Consider the following 17,640-nt stretch of genomic DNA (forward strand, 5'->3'; position numbering starts at 1 on the left):
ATTGAGAACCGCCGCAGGCGCGGGAAAGGTCTGGGAACGTTCCTGCCAGATCGCACGAAGACTCCTTCAGCATCAGCATTGATCAAGGCTTTCAAAGCCGACACGGACAGAAAACGCATTCTTGTCCGGAAAGCGGACGCAACGCGAAACCGCCTGCTGTTTGTCACCCACGCCTTGCGGCAACTGATGGCAGAAGAGGCATTCCAGGACCTTCTTGCGGCCGAAGGACTGAACACCCTTCCACGAAACCTGGCGGCCAGGATCAGCAGAGTTGAGCCCGCATGACCACAGAGCACCCTACAATTCAGGACATAAAATCCGCTTTTGAGCGCGATACAATTCGCCTTCGGCTTGAAGACATCCAGCCGCTTCACCTGTTTACCGAAAGCGCCAGGGAAACTCCGAAATACCAACAGGTCAGGTCATCCGTTCGCGAGATCGGACTTGTGGAACTGCCCGTGGTCGCAAGGGACAAAGACACGCCGGGAAAGTACCTGCTGGTCGACGGCCACATGCGTATCGAGATCTTGCGCGAGATAGGCGCCACTGAGGTTGATTGTCTGGTGGCCAACGATGACGAGGCATTCACCTACAACAAACGGGTGAGCCGGCTCGCGACGATCCAGGAACACTTCATGATCCTGAAAGCCATCGACAGCGGCGTCCCTGAAGAGACCATCGCGAGAACCCTGAATGTCAACATCGCCCAAATCAGGCTTAAAAAACATCTGCTGAAAGGGATCTGTCGGGAAGCGGTCGACATGCTCAAGGACCGCTTCGTCCCGACCAACACATTCATCGAACTACGGAAGTTGGCCGCGGTGCGTCAGATCGAGGCGGCGCAACTGATGATCGCCATGAACAAATTCTCGATCAACTACGCAAAGTCCCTGGTCGGCGCGACCCCTCAGTCACAGCTTGCCGATACGTCGCAGCCGAAAAAGCTTGCCGGGCTGAGCGACGCGCAGATCGCATTGATGGAGAACGAGTCAACCAAACTCGATAAGGAATACCGGCTTGTCGAGGAGAGCTATGGATCTGACCATCTGGATCTGGTGGTGGCCACGGGGTATCTCAGCCGGCTGCTGGAGAACGCCCGCATTGTTCGATATCTTGCGCAGAGTTTCCCGGAGATTCTTTCTGAATTTCAGAAAATGACCAATGCTGCCCGAACGCCTGTCTAGCGTCTGCGAAGAGGCATTCCCACTGACAACGTCAGCAATCCGCCGGACATGAGGAGGATGCCTGCCTGCTGCTGGTTTTCCAGTGGGGACTTGGTAATGCCGCAACTCGGGGGCGCATACCGAAACCCCAGCCTGTAGAAAACGGCGCCCATCTGCCACATCTATGCGCATTTCGGTGATCGGGCGCCCAAGAAAATGTTTATCTTTTTGCGTCACACTTGAGGCCCGTAAAATGGCAACTGTAGATAATAGTTCATGCAAAGCGTTGTTAAGTTTTTGCCTGAAAAGGTGCACGGTAACAAGTTGACACTTGCCGTCTTCGTTTCTGCACTGATCATATGCGCTGTAGGCGGATGGGCCTACTCCAGCGGTCATAGCGCTGGCCGGGTATCTCAATTGAGGGACCAGGTGTCGTCTTATAACCGGCGGATGGGCCTGGACGACAATTCGAACGGTTTGGGCCAAGTCATTCTTTGCCAGGAACTCGGCGGGATGCTCGACGAGTGTGAGAGGATCGGCCGGTGACCCTATGTCCAACTCAGGGTGCCGGCTCGTCTATAGCCCAGGGCTGACAGTTGGCCCGACTGGCGCCGACCTGCCCATTTCCAATAGCGGAGCCGTTTCGTTTCCGCTTGCCAAGGTCATCACGGAGAAGCGGCGCAAAGCGGCCCTTCAAAAGACGTTGCTGAGCTCAACCGAAACGCGTTTATAAGCGACTTGGCCTCTGCCCGGAAATCAACCGTTTTCAGGACATCGGCGAACTAGTCCCTCATTTGCCCTCGCTGAACGCAGTTTTCGTTCGGAAACTTATGTCGCGATATCAAATGTCTCGAAAACGCGCGGGGGACGGGTACTCAATGCAACCGTCGCCGCTCGATGAATCCAATGCAGCGTCATTAAACTCACCTCGTGCCATCGCGTCGAAGTGGGCTGGGCCCGGGGTGAGACATTGCGGGCGCTGAAGCGGCTCATTGCCGCCGACAACATGACACAGAAAGAGAATGCCAAGACTGAAGCCGAGCTCGCGATCGCGCGTGCCATGGTACGCGCCGGCAAGCCGCTTTATCTTCATCTCAGTGCGTCCGCGACCAGCGCTGGCACCATGCCTGATCCCATCGAAAACGCCTTGCGACAAAAGATCGTCGAAGTTAGATAACGCACTCCTCCGATGTCTGTAGCGGACACGGAGCACTGAAGCCCTTTGTCGAAGTCGTCTGGCGCCATTCCATCAAAAAAAGCCAACCGGAAGAAACCCTGACGTACTGGCCGCCTCCAGTATTTGCCTAACCGGCAAAGAAATGTCTTTCTAAACTTTGAGTAGGCGAACCAAGATTCGATTAAGTTCGCTCTGATAGCCTTGGCCAATCGGAAGCTTGGCCGATCGAGATTCCACCTTGCCATTTGCAATGCAGCAGCGCTTCCGCACCTTGATGACCTGGACCAGTCTTCCGGCAGTGATTGCCCTCGTCGTGCTGTTGATCGCTGGATTTTTTGCCGACCATCAAAACAGCGTCGTTGCCGAGCAGGCAATGCGCGTTGACGTTGCGAAGGAGATGAACCTCATCCGCGCCAATCTCGAGGGCAACGTCAATGGGGATCTCCAATTGGCGCGCGGCCTGATCGCGACGATCGTTACCGAACCGAATATGAGCCAAGCCCGCTTTGCCAAGCTGGCAGAGAGCATCTTTCGCGAGAAGACACATCTCAGAAACATTGGCGCGGCCCCTGGCCTGGTCATTTCGTTGATGTATCCGATGGAAGGCAATGAAAAGGCAGTTGGACTGGACCTTGGTAAGGATGAAGAGCAGCGTGAAGCGGTACTTCGGGCACGCGATTCCAAACGACTGGTGTTGGCCGGACCGGTAGAACTCAAACAAGGGGGGCAGGCATTCGTCGGGCGATTTCCAGTCTTCCTTGACCGTGACCGCCCTACCGAGACGTTCTGGGGCATAGTGGCTGCGGTAATCGACATTCAAAAGCTGTACGAGGACAGTGGTCTTTTAGGCAAGAAACTGCCGATCGAGATCGCCCTGACGGGCAAGGACTCTCTCGGCCAAAGCGGCGCGCGATTTTACGGTCCCGCGCACGTGATCGAAAGCAATCCCGTCACGGCCGAGGTACGGCTGCCGACAGGATCGTGGCAGATTGCCGCTATTCCCAAGGGTGGTTGGAATGCTACCCCCAGCAACGCCTGGATTTTGCGACTGGCAATGCTCATCGGCGGCGCACTGGTCGTGGTTCCCATAGTCATTGCAGGGCGGCTTCTCGAGCAACGGCGTAAGCACTACGCCGATCTGCGCTGCAGCGAAAGACGGCTTGCACAGCTTTCGGAGAGGCTGGAACTCGCGCTTGACGCCTCGCAAATTGGCGTCTGGGAGCAGGATCTCGACTCAGACATCATATTTTGGGACGACCGCCTGAACGAAATTTATGGAAAGCCGGCAGATGGCGAACCGAGGTCCTTCGAAGAGTGGTCAAGATCAATCCACACCGACGATCTTGAGCAGGCCAAGCTGGATTTCAAGCAAGGGATCGCGACGGGTCTGTATTCCTCAGAATATCGTGTCGTGCTTCCCAATGGAATTGTTCGACATCTTCGCGCGCGTGCCAAAAGTTACAGTGATGATACCAAGCACAAAATGGTCGGAGCGGAATGGGACGTGACGGCGGATGTGGCCCTGACGCGGGAGTTGGAGCAAGCAAAGGACCTCGCCGAAACGAGAAATGCTGAGCTCGAGGCGGCGACGGCGCGCAATGAGTATGCAGCGCTTCACGATACGCTGACCGGCCTTCCAAATCGCCGCTACCTCGACATCATGCTTGACAGCCACGCCGCCACAGGTTCAACCGCCGGCCGCGGCGCCGCGCTTCTGCATCTTGATCTCGATCGTTTCAAACAGATCAATGACACACTCGGCCACGCTGTCGGGGACGCCGTGCTGATCCATACCGCAAAGGTGCTGACATCGACTGTTCGGCCAGCCGATTTCGTTGCCCGAGTCGGAGGCGATGAATTTGTCGTAGTCTGCAGCAGCGATATCTCGATTGACCAACTCAGCCAACGGGCCGATGGCATTCTACAGAGATTGCGACAGCCAGTGCCCTATAAAGACCACCAATGCCGTATTGGGGTCAGCGTCGGCATCGCGGTCGATGCGGACGGTGCTGTCGACGGCCCGCGCCTGATGGTCAACGCGGACATAGCGCTCTACCGGGCAAAGAGCCGCGGACGCAATCGATATGAGTTCTTCACCCAAGATCTCCAGTCTGAGATCGTTCGGACCAAACGGGTCGCCGATGAGATCCTTGCAGGCCTGGAACGTAACGAATTCGTTCCCCATTACCAGCTGCAGTTCGACGCGAAAACACTGGAGGTTGCGGGCGTTGAGGCGCTCGCGCGCTGGAACCATCCGACCGGCGGACTTCAGACGCCGGCCGAGTTCCTGAAGATTGCGGAAGAGTTGGATGTCGTTGCGATTATTGACCGGCTGATACTCGAGCAAACCCTTCACGACTTTGATCAGTGGCAGAGAGCCGGGCTGCTGATGCCGCGCGCTTCTGTCAACGTCTCTGCGAGGCGGCTGCAGGATGAGGAACTGATCAACAGCCTGACGTCGCTTTCAATAAAACCAGGAACCCTTTCGTTCGAGCTTCTAGAGTCAATTTTTCTCGACGACAATGATGAGCTTATGGTCTGGAACGTCAATCAGATCAAGGAACTTGGTATCGACATCGAAATTGACGATTTTGGCACCGGCCACGCGTCGATTGTCAGCGTGATGAAACTTCAGCCGCGACGGCTGAAAATTGCACGCCAGCTAATCGGCCCAGTCGCCGAGTCAGCCCAGCAGCGAGAGGTCGTTCAATCGATTGTGCAGATAGGCAGATCTTTGGGAGTGGAAGTCATCGCCGAAGGTGTTGAGACGATGCGGCAGGCCGAGATCCTTAAGGATTTGGGCTGCGACATCCTGCAAGGCTATGGGCTGAGCCGGCCGGTGAGCGCACACGGCATCATGGAGTTCTTAAGCGGCCGTCGAAGGCGCACAGCATCCTGAGATCGACGCACGTCGGCGACGAGTACGTCCACGGAAAGGAGACGACCGCAGCGGGCACTCGCATCCAATGAACAATCGGCAGGGTGCCTCCAAGGCGCTTATTATGGACGGCGCTGGTGCATTGGAGCCTATAGCGGCTGAGGCAGACTTTGTAGTGATTTCAGCGGACGCGCTCGGAGATTAGCCTCGCGATCCGCATGTTGCGATTGGCGATGGCGATGTGAATGGCTATCTCGTTCTGCTGCGACCCGAGGGTCCGGGACGCCAGGCATCCGCCGTTGATCCTCTTGACGCGTGAAATTGCGGTTTCGACGAGGGAGCGTTTGCCGTAACCGTGTCGCTTCTGCCAGGCCATTCGACCATGTCGCGCGATCTCGGCAGCATGACGTTCCCGCTCGCTGCCGCCGTGAGGTTCGCCCTTGTCCGAGATCGATGGTCTGCCCGGCGGGATGACGATATCAGGAGGTGAGCGCGCCGGTCGCGCAGCGCGGATCGCCTTGTATGTTGGCTCACCACCATAGGCTCCATCGGCAATGACACAGCCGATATTGCCGCCGGAGTTTGCTACCAGTTCGCCAATCATCGACGCATCCGAGGTATCGTCATCGGTGCGTTCGAAGGCGATGATCTCATTGTCGTCGGGGTTGACCGAGATGTGCAGCTTTCGCCAGGATCGGCGGCTTTCGCCGTGTTTGGCCCGCGCCCATTCGCCTGCGCCGTAGAACTTCAATCCCGTGCTGTCGATGACAAGGTCAACCGGACCTTTGCGCGGCCAGCGAAAGTCCGTCACCGCAACGGTTCTTCGTCGACGGGACAGCGTCGTATGATCAGGCACGGTCAGGTCGAGGTGCATCAGCTCTATCAAGCTACGAACAAATCCCTCGGTCTGGCGCAACGGCATGCGATGCAGAGCGCCCAGGACCAACGCCGTCTCGATCGCTAGATTGGAGAAGCGGCGCTGGCCGCCAGGCGTCATTCGGCAAGCTGCTTTCCAGCGTTCGATCGCCTCGACAGATATCCACATGCGAACATCGCCGCGAGACACAAGACCGCAATGATATTCTCTCCAGTTCCTCACCCGATATAGCGCTTTCGGCACTCGATGACGGTGAGGCCCATGGAACTTGTACGGCATCAGGCTACTCGGATAACGAAACCACGCTCGGTGGAGTGTAGCGCCTTGAACGCTTTCGCCTTGTCGATCTGTGTGGCCATGAGCGTACCTCCTCCGCAATTCACAAGCGAGGACACTGCTATTTGGCTTGCCGGCATTCGTCCAATTTCTAATATTTGTCTAGGACATAGATTTTATTTATAGCGAAGAGATGGATGCTGAAGCACTGAACACATTCCTGACCGTTTACCGGCAACGTGGTTTTTCGAACGCGGCCCGCGTTTTGAACCGAACGCAGCCGGCCATCTCGCACCGTATCAGTCTGCTGGAACAGGAACTTGGCATACCGCTCTTCGAACGCATGTCCACCGGCATCGCGCTGAGCCAGGCCGGGCGCGTCTTGCTACCCTATCCTTGAAGGCGCGAAACTGGTCCAGCGGGTGGAGCGGGGCGTGTTCGATATTCTCAGCGAGCGAGACCTCCTCGGCCAGAATCGCGCCGGAAGAATTGCCGACAACACAAGGAACGGGTGTGGTCTTAGCAAGCCGCTTCTGTTTCACGAGCACTTCAAGCGCGCGATAGCGGCGACCGCCAGCCGGTACCTCGAACATGCCGGTCTCCTCACCAGCTGCATCGAGCACGGGACGAACATGGATGCCCTGGATCAGGCCTCGGCGCGCGATCGAGGCAGCCAGATCCTCGATCGAGACGCCGGCCTTGATGCGCCGGACATTCGTCTGGGCAAGCACCAGCTTGTTGAAAGGAATGTCGCGCGAGGGCGACAAGGTGATCTTTTGAACGGCAGTAGCCATGGTGTTTTCTCCGCGACGGGCGCCGAGAGCCTCTCTCTCCGCCCTAAACCCGTCATGAAATACCGGCACCCCTCTCACTCTCCTGGCCACCGAACCGGGAAGCCGGCGAAGCGCGATCCCGAATCCGGGTCGGCGTGGCCCATCACGCCGCCTTCCGTTTGTCATTCACTGCTGCCGCGGTCGCTTGCTGATCGACGCCAGGCTGGAAACCGAGGATGAACTCGGCGGCCTTCGAGGCGGCGCTGGCGGCACGGACAATGGCGCGATTGTCCTCTCGCAGGACCGCCAGCCATGAGCCGATGTAGTCGGCATGGCGCACCGTCGGCACGATGGCGAGAGAAGCGCAGACAAAGGCCCCTGCCATCTCTGCCACCAGTTCCTCCCGCGCATAGGATTTGGAGCCGAAGGAACCGGCCATATCACGGCCGAGCCGGGAGGAATGACCCGACCAATGCCCCAGTTCATGGAATGCGGTGCGGTGCCAATTGATCGGTTCGAAATAGGCGGCTGGCGGCGGGACCTGCACGAAGTCGCTCGCAGGGCTGTAGAAGGCGCGGCTGCCTCCGATCCGAAAATCGGCGCCGGTGGCCCGGATCAGCGCCTCTGCTTGCGGTTCGATCATGCCCGGGAGAGGTGGCGGTGCGACGGCGGCGATGTCCTGCGGCAGGTTCTCGCATTGATCGGCGTTGAAGACTGTGAAGCGTTTGAGAAATGGAATCGCCTGTGCCTTGTCCCCGCTCTCGCGGGCTCGCTTCTTCTCGTCGTCGGGCACGAAGCGGTCGGCGTAGACGATGGTCGTCCCATGTTCTCCCTTCCTGACATTGCCGCCGAGCCCGAGCGCCTGGCGGAATGTGAGCCAGCTCTGGCCGGTGAAACCGTGCTCGATGACCGCGCCCCACAGGATCAGAATGTTGATGCCGGAGTAGCGCCGGTGGGTCGACGCGTTTTCCGGCACGGCGAGCGGCGCCTTTGCCGCCGCTGTGCCCCAGGGCTGCACCCACGGGATGCGTCCGGCTTCCAACTCGGCGATGATCTTGTCGGTGATTTCCTGATAGAGGCCTGGCCGGTCGTTGCCGGAACGGGCGCCAGCGGTGTTTCTGGGCATCGCGGTTCTCCGCGACGGGCGCCAGGAGCCTCTCTCCCGACTTTCAACCCGTCACGGCAAACCCGGTCCGCACTCTCACTCTCGTCGCCACGTCTCGATACCCACCAGTTGGAAGGAGCGTCGGCGCGACCGATCTCGCGTCGGGGATGGAAGCCCGTATGGGTGAAGACCGTCGCAGGCGGGGCTTCAGCTTTGCCGACGGCCCGGCCCTGCAAGGGAGACGTCCGGCAGGCCCTTGCTTCATCAGCTGTTTGCGCACGGAACGAAATTCTCACGCAGCAATTATCGATGCAAACCAAGCGTGGATGTTGCATGCCGAGGTTCCATGAGACATGGCAAGTTGAGCCGCACGGCCGTTTGGAAACGGTTGCTGACGGTCTCTTGACGGTCAGCGGCGAAATCCAGATGCCGCTTGGCCATTTTCCGCGACGAATGACGGTCATCGGCTTGGTGGGAGACCGCACCGCGATCTGGAGCTGCATTCCCCTTGCGGAACCGGAAATGCAGGAGATTGAAGCGCTCGGCGATCCAGCCTTTCTCATCGTGCCGGGCCCTGGCCATCGGCTCGACATCAAGCCTTGGAAGCTTCGCTATCCCCGAGCGAAAATTGTCTGCCCGCCAGGGGCGCGGGAAGCCGTGGAGAAAGTTATCAAAGTCGATTCAACTGCGAATATCTTCGATGATCCTTCCGTTCGCATGGAGACGGTGCCGGGTGTGGCCGAAAAGGAAGCGGCGCTGCTCGTGCGCCGCGACGGCAGTACAACCCTTGTCGTCAACGACATCCTAGCCAATGTCCGCCACCCCCATGGGATTGGTGCCCACATCATGGCGCGTGTGCTTGGCTTTGGCGTTGACCGGCCGAGCATGCCGCGTGTTGGCAGGTGGTTCTTTGTCAAGGACGGCAAGGCGCTGGGCGCGGCTTTCCGCAAATGGTCTGATGAGCCCGACCTTGAGCGCATCATTGTAAGCCATGGAGATGTCATCACCGACAAACCACGCAAGGTGCTTGGGCGGGTCGCCCAGGATTTCGGAGCATAGCAGAAAATTTGTAGCCGGTGGCGTTGCGGGCAAGCCGCGCTATTTTACATAACTCTGCAACTGACCGAACGCGTGGGGCAGCTATGTGCAATGACTATGAGCAGCATATCGCCTGGGCCGAATATTGCCGGATGATGCAATCACTGGCGCTCGACATTCCCACCCATCAAACCGAACTGGATTTGCCGCAGGCCGATGACGTCCGCATCAGCGACCCTGCCCCGATCATGCGAGCCGCCGGCGACACGATCGAACTCACCCGCATGACCTTTGCCTTTCCGCCCTCCGGGCCAAAGGGCGGGCCGGTCTTCAACTTCCGCTCTGACGGACGGAGTTTCGCCAACAGCAAGCGCTGCCTTATTCCGGCATCGGCTTTCTTCGAATTCACCGGAAAGAAGTCACCAAAGGCGAAGCATCGCTTCACTCTCAACGGCACCCCGTTCATGGCAATCGCCGGCCTGTGGCGCGATGGCGAAGGCAACAAGCCACCCACATTCGCGATGCTGACGACGGAACCTGGCCCGGACGTGGCACCCATCCACAATCGGCAGATTGTGGTGCTCCGCCCGCAGGATTGGGCGGCGTGGATCCATCTCACTAAACCCGAGGCAGAGCTGTTGAAGGCCCTGCCGGCTGGGTCGTTGGCGGTCGAAACCGTAAGAGAAGGAAGCGACTAGCTGGTGCGTTTTGCGCGAACCCGGGAGATCCTCAATGGCATCGCTGCGGCAATTGTTACCCCTCGAAATCGCAGCTCTCGCCAAGACATGAGCGCTTCGTTGCCCCTGGTTGCCGAGTGGCCACTGCCGCCAGCAGCGACACTTGGGTCGTCGGTGCGCACGAAAGGAATCGAGCGTGAAATACGTGCCCGTCTGCCATGGGCTGTGAGGAAGTACGCCAAAGCCGAAACCGGTCACATGACATTGCGGATGGGCGAAGACGATGCCGAAGAGTTCGAGGCCGCCTCAAACAAGATCGCCAAGACGCTGGAAACCATCGAGGTGCTGCCGGTCCTGCCGCGCGAGGCCGAGGACATCCTCACAATTTCTTCGCGCGAGCGTCACAAGTGGCTCAAAGACGGACGGCTGCAAAGCATTGGCACCCGCACCGTGAAGATGCGCGGTCGATCCAAGGCCGTCACCTTCCACGTTTTCGATCCCAAGCACATCGAAGACGTCCTTGATCGTGATCTGCCAAGCCTTTGGCGCGAAGAGGATGTGCAGCAAGTCACCCAGAACAGACGGCGCGGCGCCGGTAAGGCCGCACTGACGCGAGCGGGAAAAGGTAGCGGCAAGGGTCGCGGTGCCGGGAATGACCCCAGAGATGACCCTCCCCGGCCCAAGTTGAAGGGCTGGGACGCTTTCGACGACGAGGGCCTTCTCCGTTAGATCCGTCTTGTAGCCATTCGCGCCTCCAAAAGGGGCTCTTCGTGAAGCCAACCGGAAGCCGACGTGCCTGCAGCGGCGATTGGCCCGTCCCGAACGTCCCGAACCATTCCATCCTCAGAACGTTCTTCACGGGGACAGCCGCCAATTCTGAGGACGGATAGATGTTCGAAAACTTCGTGCTTGAAATGGTGGAAACGGAGGGCGGACCGATACGGCTTCGGCATGGCGGATCTGGGCCGCCTCTGCTTCTGATCCATGGCCATCCTCGCTCGCACATGACGTGGGGCCACGTCGCGGACTTGCTCTCAGCAGATTTCAGGATCGTGTGCCCCGACCTCCCCGGCTTCGGGCGCTCCTACATACCGCGGGACGATCCGGAGAGCAGGTTCTCGTCCAAGCGGGCAAAGGCCTCGGCGCTGGTGGAGGTGATGGAAAGGTTGGGCCACCACAGTTTCTTCGTCGCCGGGCATGATCGTGGCAGTCTGGTGGCTTTCAGAATGGCGATGGACCATCCCGATCTGGTGCGAAAACTGATCACCGTGGATGGATTGCCAGTTATCGAGCATCTGGAGCGTGCCGACTGGAAATTTGCCCGCAATTGGTACCACTGGTTCTTCTTCGCTCAGCCCGAGAAGCCGGAACGGGCCATCCTGGTAGACCCGATGGTATGGTATAGCGCCTTGCAGCCAGATGAGATGGGACGCGAAGCCTATGACGAGTTGGTTTCGCTGATCCACGATCCCGCGGTAGTCCATGGGATGGTCGAAGACTACCGCGCAGGTATCAGGATCGACCATCGCCATGACCGTGAGGATCGAGAGGCCGGCCGGAAGGTGCGCTGTCCGATGCTATGCCTTTGGTCACTCGACGACGACCTGGAGCAGATCTATGGCGATCCGGTCGCAATCTGGAAGCACTGGGCCGACAACGTGGGCGGCTACGGGATCAAGAGTGGGCACCATGTCGCCGAAGAAAATCCAGCCGCTCTCGCAGCGGCGTTCAAGGCCTTTCTCTGAAATGACAGAAGCACCGATTGAGCTTCCTATTTCCAATCCCGCGGCATGGCAGTGCGTTCCTGTCGGCCGCCGGCTGAAGAGGAGACCCTAAGAGGCTGCTGCGCCGGCCAATTGGCCTGCAGCAGTGCACACGAGAGGTGCGGTAGAATAGGATATGCGCACCGCGCGGTTCCTCTCGGCATCCAGCAATTCCTCCTCGCCCGTCAAGCCGTTCATAAACAACTTGAGCAGGTGCGCGGCGGTGCGCTCGGCGTCGATGGATTGAAGCGATAGACCTCGTTCCTGGCATACCGTTCGACACACGCGCGCGAGCACGTCAATCTCGCACGGCCCCAAGCACTGACCGGGATACAACATAGCCTTTCCTCCTCGAAAGCTACGAAGGCCGAATAATATCAGCACGCCGAGGCGCCGCAAATAAATTTTGATGTTACCGGCGGACTGTGCCGGCTGCCCAGCATTGCCCCCTATTTAAAATCCCGCGTCTTCACCTTGATCTGATCGATGTGCAGATAGGGATCAATGATATTCCTCGGCCTCGGCCCCTTCGGCATGCCGCGTGGATCGGGCGTGGGGCTGCCATGATGGAATTCGTCGCCCCGCCCATGCGGCAGCGGGAAGGCAGTGTCCCGGTCGCCAACGCTGGCAAGATCGGCTGAGAGATCACTCAGCCGATGGGCGACGAGATGAACCACGTCGCCCTCTCTTTGGATGCGCCCGTAAACACCAATCATGCCGGCGCCGAGCACGACCCTGCGATACTTCTCGAAGACCTTCACCCACACGACCAGGTTGGCGATGCCGGTCTCGTCCTCAAGCGTGATGAACATCACGCCCTTGGCTGAGCCGGGACGTTGTCGAACCAGCACAAGCCCGGCTGCCTCCAGCCACTGGCCATCGCGCGCCTGCATGGCCTCGCGGCAAGAGACGATGCGCTTGCGCCGCAGGTCGGCACGCAGGAAGGACACAGGATGATCGCGCAAGGTCAGCCCGACATGCCCGTAGTCCTCGACGACCTCGCCGCCTGATGTCATGGCGCGCAATGCCACGGCTGACTCGTGGATTTCCGGCACCGTGTGGCGCGCGCGAGCCGAGGCCGCCGCAAACAGTGGCAGCGGCTCGTCGCGCAGCGCCTTGATCGCCCACAGCGCCTCTCGCCTCGCCAGCGACAATGAGGGTTGAAAGGCGTCGGCCTGGGCGAGTTCGACCAGAGATGCCGCGGGAACACCAGCGCGATGCCAGAGGTCATCTACCGACGCAAAGGGCAGGTCGGCACGTGCCGTGACGATGGTCGCAGCATCGGCATTGGCAAGGCCACGCACCATGCGCAGCCCAAGACGCACGGCGAACCGGCCCTCGTTCTCGGTGGGCTCGAGCGTGCAGTCCCAGCGCGACGCATTCACACATACCGCCCGCACCTCGACGCCATGGTCGCGGGCATCGCGAACGATCTGCGCCGGTGCGTAGAAGCCCATTGGCTGAGCATTGAGGAGAGCCGCGCAGAAGACATCGGGATGATGGCATTTCAGCCAGGACGAGGCGTAGGCGATCAGCGCGAAGCTGGCTGCATGGCTCTCGGGAAAGCCGTAGCTGCCGAAGCCCTCCAGCTGTTTGAAGGTCTTTTCGGCGAATTCGCGCTCATAGCCGTTCTTGACCATGCCGCCGATCAGCTTGGCGCCAAAGCTGGAAACACCGCCAGTGTGCTTGAACGTGGCCATGGCGCGGCGAAGCTGATCGGCTTCGCCAGGCGTAAAGCCAGCGCATTCAATCGCGACCCGCATAGCCTGCTCCTGGAACAGCGGGACGCCTAGCGTTTTTCCGAGCACCTTTTCGAGCTCGGGCTTGGGATAGACGACGTCCTCCTTGCCTTCCCGCCGGCGCAGATAGGGATGCACCATATCACCCTGGATCGGGCCGGGCCGTACGATCGCCACCTCGATGACCAGATCATAGAAGGTCCGCGGCTTGATGCGCGGCAGCATCGACATCTGGGCGCGGGATTCGATCTGGAAGGTGCCCAGCGTATCGGCCTTGCGGATCATGGCGTAGGTGCGCGGATCCTCGGCAGGGATCGTTGCGAGATCGAGACTGATGCCCTTGTGTTGTGACAGGAGATCGAAGCCGCGCTTCATGCAGGACAGCATGCCCAACGCCAGTACGTCGACCTTCATGAACTTCAACGCATCGATATCATCCTTGTCCCATTCGATGACCTGGCGGTCCTTCATTGCGGCCGGCTCGATCGGCACCAGATCGTCGAGCCTGTCGCGGGTCAGCACGAAGCCACCGGGATGCTGCGACAAATGCCGCGGCGCGCCGATCAGCTGCCTGGCCAAGTCCAACGCCAGCCGCAGGCGGCGGTCTTCGAGATTGAGATTCAGCTCCTCGGCATGTTTTGGCTGGACGCCTTCGTCCGACCAGCCCCAGACCTGTGACGACAGCATCTTGATGAGGTCTTCGGGAAGGCCAAGGGCCTTGCCGACATCGCGCATGGCGCCCTTGGAACGATAGCGGATGACGGTCGAGCAAAGTGCTGCATGTTCACGGCCATAGGTGTCGAACACCCATTGCATGACGATTTCACGCCGCTCGTGTTCGAAGTCGACATCGATGTCGGGCGGTTCGCGGCGTTCTTCCGAGACAAAGCGCTCGAACAGGAGATCATTGCGGTCGGGGTCGATCGAGGTGATGCCCAGCACATAGCAGACGGCGCTGTTGGCGGCTGATCCCCTGCCCTGACAGAGGATGTCCTGACTGCGGGCAAAGCGAACGATCGCATTGACCGTCAGAAAATACGGCGCGTATTGCAGCTTCTCGATGAGCTGCAATTCATGCTTGAGTGTGCCGACAACCTTGTCCGGCACGCCCTCGGGAAACCGCTCCGTCGCGCCTTCCCAGGTGAGTTTCTCCAAGGCCTGCTGCGGTGTCAGCCCCGGTAGCATCCGCTCTTCGGGATATTGATAGGCAAGCTCGTCCAATGAGAACCGGCAGCGATCGGCGATCTCGACCGTCCTGGCGATCGCTTCGGGATAGCCGCCAAAAAGCCGTGCCATTTCAGCGGGAGGTTTCAGATAGCGGTCGGCATGCCGCTCGCGCCGAAACCCGGCATCGTCGATGGTGACATTGTGCCGGATGCAGGTGATGACGTCCTGCAGGATGCGCCGTGACGGTTCGTGGAACAGCACGTCGTTGGTAACGACGGTCGGCACGCCGGCCTGTCCGGCGAGGTTGGACAGATCGTGCAGCCGTAGCGCATCATTGGGACGGCGGCGCAGCGCCAGCGCCATATAGGCGCGACCGTCAAAGGCCTCTTGGATCCGCCGCAGCCAGAGCGAGCATGTATCGTCGGCCTGGTCGGGCAGGAACACCGCAACGAGGTCCTCGCCATAAGCAACAAGGTCGTCCCAATGCAGCACGCACTTCGCCTTGCCGCCACGTCCCTTGCCCAACGACAGCATGCGACATAGCCGGGAGTAGGATGCGCGCTCGGTCGGATAGACCAGGACCGAAATCTCGTCCACCAGATCGAGACGGCAGCCGACGATCAGCCTGACACCGGTCGCCTTGGCCGCCTCATGCGCGCGCACAATGCCCGCCAGGCTGTTGCGATCGCAAATGGCAAGTGCCGGTATGTCCATGATGGCTGCTTGCGCAAACAATTCGTCGCAGGAGCTGGCGCCGCGCAAGAAGGAAAAGTGCGAGGTGCATTGCAGTTCGACGTAAGACGCATTCATCCGAAGATGCCGTGCAGGAACCAGCGATGCGAACCGGTCCCGGCATCCTCGCCGTCACCGGCGCGATAGATCCAAAAGCGCTCGCCGGCTTCGTCCTCGACCTGGAAATAGTCGCGCACGGCGGCAAGCTCGGCGTCACGCTTCCACCACTCCCCAAAGACCCGCTCGGGCCCGTCGGCGCGCTTGACTCGCCGACGGATGCCTCTCAAGGTAAAGCTCGCCGGCGGATGATCCGGCAGCAGCGCTATCGCCTCGATGAGCTCAGGCACGGCAAACAAACGAGCGGGGCGCGGCCAATGGTCTGGCCATGCGTCGCCGGTTTCCGCAGACGCGGGGGCCACCCGCCGAAACGATCGCTCGGGCACGTCGCTTGCCACCGGCGTAAACCGATAGAGCATCTCCTCGCCGACGCGATTGCCGAGTATGTCGATCAGGTCGGAGATGTCAGTATCTCGTTGCTCGATGAGTGACGAAATGGTCTGCCTGGGTGTCAGCGGTTCAGCCAGGGGCGCGGACAAACTTATCAACTCGATGCCGAAGCCGGGATCGACCGTCTCGATCTTGTCGCAGAGCAGTCGTGTCAGCCGTTTCACATCGCGGACCGGCAAGGCCGTGCCGACGCGAATGGCTTCGATGCGGTTGTCGACGCGGTAGAGCAACAGATCGAGCCGCCGGGCGCCGAGGCCTTTGGTCTCGAGCTCGATACTCAGCGCTTGAACAAGCTTGCCGACATAGCGTGCGATTGTCTCGGCCGCACCGATTGGCTCGCCAAAGGCACGTTTGACCTCGACCATTTCGGCTGGCCGCACTGGCTCTATCGGCTCTGAGAGGCGGCCAGCAGCCTGGTCGAGACGGCGACACAATTCCGGGCCGAAGCGCAGGGTCAGTGGCGCGCGCGGCTGCTTCAAAAGCTCGCCTACCCTGTCGAAACCCAAAACACGCAGACCGCCGACGATCGCATCGGGCAATCGCAGTGCCGCGATGGGCAGAGGGAGGATCGCTTCGCAGGTTGCGTTAACGGTGACCAGGCTGACGGTCCGGTTGACGTATCGCGCGACAGCGTGTGCGGCGCCCCAGCTATCGGCTATCGCTGCCCGCGCCGAGAAGCCGACCTGGCTGAGACGTTCGACCATATCGGTCAGCATCATTTGTTCGCCGCCATGAAGGTGATCGGCGCCCATGGTGTCCATGACCAATCCGTCCGGAGGATCCACAGCGACCATCGGCGCGTACCGCCGCAATGCCCACAGGGCCAGCCGCTCCAATGCCTCCGCGTCGGCATCGGGTTCCGCGTCCATAACCACCAGCCCCTGAACCAGAGCCTGCGCCTTCGTCGCAGGCATTCCGACGCGCAGCCCTGCTTCCAGCGCCGCGCGATCCGCGGCAACCACCAGGCGACGGTTGCCCTGCCGTCCAACCAGCACCATCGGCTTATCCGGTGGCGGCGAGACGTCGCCCAATTTCCTTCTGAGCCGGTCGGTCGACCAGCTTGGAAGGAAGAGCGAGACGACCCTTGGCATCACAAGCCTCCACTTCGATATCGAGCGTTTCGCCTCCACGAGACCGGATCAGTTCCAGTTGCCATCGTGCCCGGCCGACGCCCGGCACCGGCAGCGGTCGCGACGGCAAGACAGAAACGCGCCAGCGCGTGACGGACGCCGTCGGCTGCCCGAAATCGGCAGCTTCGGTCTGGCGGCGCCATCGGCGGATGGCGATGCCCATCGCGCCGGAGCCTTCCGATGCAAGCTGCAAACGGCGCGAGGCCGTCATCGACAGACGGGCAACCTCAGCGACCACAGCCCCAAGCCCGACGTGCCGCAGACCTTCCTCGAAGCAGGCGAGCAGTGATTTGTCGTCACCGGCTTCGACATAGATCACCCGGTCGGGGTGAAGTCCGATCTGGGCGATTGCCGGCGCAAACAGGTCCTGACGCGTCACGCACCACAGCACCTTGCCTTGCGTCCTGGCTGCAATGCCGGCCGCAAAAAGCGACGCGGCAGCGCCATCGATTGCACCATTGCCGCCGCCGGCAACTTCATGGAGAGCACCAAGCGCCAAACCGCCCCCCGGCAGGTGGCTGTCGATCGGCGCGATGCCGAAGGGGAGCACCGTTCGTTCGCGCACATTGCCGCCTTCGAGACGCGCAATGCGAGTTCGGAGATCGGAAATGGCAGCGTTTGGCGCCGATGCACTCATC

General features: G+C 60.2%; 13 protein-coding genes and 2 pseudogenes. 9 read left to right on the top strand and 6 right to left on the bottom strand.

Features of this window, described 5'->3' with window-relative positions:
• From EN935_RS40600 to EN935_RS00895, 4 genes and pseudogenes are all read left to right on the top strand, one after another.
• A pseudogene (locus EN935_RS40600) lies at positions 1-285 on the top strand (chromosome partitioning protein ParB); the annotation flags it as partial.
• Positions 282-1,184 carry a plasmid partitioning protein RepB C-terminal domain-containing protein gene (locus EN935_RS00885; protein ID WP_127265400.1) on the top strand — a complete coding sequence of 301 codons (903 nt, stop codon included), beginning with the start codon at positions 282-284 and terminating at the stop codon, positions 1,182-1,184. The pseudogene EN935_RS40600 and the gene EN935_RS00885, both read left to right, overlap by 4 nt.
• Before the next feature lie 949 nt (positions 1,185-2,133).
• Positions 2,134-2,340 (top strand): hypothetical protein, encoded by a 207-nt coding sequence (locus EN935_RS00890; RefSeq protein WP_109671083.1) that lies wholly within the window; start codon positions 2,134-2,136, stop codon positions 2,338-2,340.
• A gap of 250 nt (positions 2,341-2,590) precedes the next feature.
• A complete protein-coding gene (locus EN935_RS00895) occupies positions 2,591-5,239 on the top strand; it encodes an EAL domain-containing protein (protein ID WP_127265399.1) in 2,649 nt (882 codons plus the stop codon).
• A 160-nt stretch (positions 5,240-5,399) separates the two neighbouring features.
• Here EN935_RS00895 and EN935_RS00900 read toward each other — a convergent pair whose 3' ends face one another.
• A complete protein-coding gene (locus EN935_RS00900) occupies positions 5,400-6,374 on the bottom strand; it encodes an IS5 family transposase (RefSeq protein ID WP_127265398.1) in 975 nt (324 codons plus the stop codon).
• A 190-nt stretch (positions 6,375-6,564) separates the two neighbouring features.
• Here EN935_RS00900 and EN935_RS00905 point away from each other — a divergent pair, with 190 nt between their 5' ends.
• The gene (locus tag EN935_RS00905) at positions 6,565-6,771 is read left to right on the top strand and encodes a LysR family transcriptional regulator (protein WP_127265397.1); all 207 of its coding nucleotides are present in this window, start codon (positions 6,565-6,567) and stop codon (positions 6,769-6,771) included.
• Here the strand turns inward: EN935_RS00905 and EN935_RS00910 are convergent.
• Positions 6,767-7,165: pseudogene (locus EN935_RS00910) on the bottom strand (ParB/Srx family N-terminal domain-containing protein); the annotation flags it as partial. The gene EN935_RS00905 and the pseudogene EN935_RS00910 sit on opposite strands and share 5 nt — an antisense overlap.
• 142 nt (positions 7,166-7,307) lie before the next feature.
• The gene (locus tag EN935_RS00915) at positions 7,308-8,270 is read right to left on the bottom strand and encodes a zincin-like metallopeptidase domain-containing protein (protein WP_127266156.1); all 963 of its coding nucleotides are present in this window, start codon (positions 8,268-8,270) and stop codon (positions 7,308-7,310) included.
• 162 nt (positions 8,271-8,432) lie between these two features.
• Between EN935_RS00915 and EN935_RS00920 the strand changes: the two genes are divergently transcribed.
• The 4 genes from EN935_RS00920 (at position 8,433) to EN935_RS00935 (ending at position 11,709) form a co-directional block, all read left to right on the top strand.
• Positions 8,433-9,308 (top strand): hypothetical protein, encoded by an 876-nt coding sequence (locus EN935_RS00920; protein ID WP_127373127.1) that lies wholly within the window; start codon positions 8,433-8,435, stop codon positions 9,306-9,308.
• 83 nt (positions 9,309-9,391) lie between these two features.
• On the top strand, positions 9,392-9,985 hold the full coding sequence (locus tag EN935_RS00925) for an SOS response-associated peptidase family protein (RefSeq protein ID WP_127373131.1): 594 nt from the start codon (positions 9,392-9,394) through the stop codon (positions 9,983-9,985).
• Positions 9,986-9,988: 3 nt separating this feature from the next.
• Positions 9,989-10,693 (top strand): hypothetical protein, encoded by a 705-nt coding sequence (locus EN935_RS00930; RefSeq protein ID WP_127265346.1) that lies wholly within the window; start codon positions 9,989-9,991, stop codon positions 10,691-10,693.
• Between the two features lie 161 nt (positions 10,694-10,854).
• Entirely contained in the window at positions 10,855-11,709 is an 855-nt protein-coding gene (locus EN935_RS00935; protein WP_127265345.1) for an alpha/beta hydrolase, read from the top strand.
• 467 nt (positions 11,710-12,176) lie between these two features.
• On the opposite strand, the gene EN935_RS00945 is transcribed toward EN935_RS00935, so the two are convergent.
• Genes EN935_RS00945 through EN935_RS00955 form a run of 3 tightly spaced genes read right to left on the bottom strand, consistent with a single transcriptional unit; the run spans position 12,177 to position 17,639 of the window.
• Entirely contained in the window at positions 12,177-15,443 is a 3,267-nt protein-coding gene (locus tag EN935_RS00945; protein ID WP_127265343.1) for an error-prone DNA polymerase, read from the bottom strand.
• Positions 15,440-16,963: a DNA polymerase Y family protein gene (locus tag EN935_RS00950; protein ID WP_127265342.1), complete on the bottom strand. Its 1,524-nt coding sequence runs from the start codon at positions 16,961-16,963 to the stop codon at positions 15,440-15,442. Before EN935_RS00950 ends, EN935_RS00945 begins: the two co-directional genes overlap by 4 nt.
• Positions 16,875-17,639, bottom strand: coding sequence for an ImuA family protein (locus tag EN935_RS00955; RefSeq protein ID WP_127373128.1), 765 nt, complete (start codon positions 17,637-17,639; stop codon positions 16,875-16,877). Before EN935_RS00955 ends, EN935_RS00950 begins: the two co-directional genes overlap by 89 nt.
• Position 17,640 lies beyond the last annotated feature (1 nt).

Origin of the sequence: Mesorhizobium sp. M7D.F.Ca.US.004.03.1.1, from assembly GCF_003998635.1 — a bacterium.
Lineage (GTDB): Bacteria > Pseudomonadota > Alphaproteobacteria > Rhizobiales > Rhizobiaceae > Mesorhizobium > Mesorhizobium loti.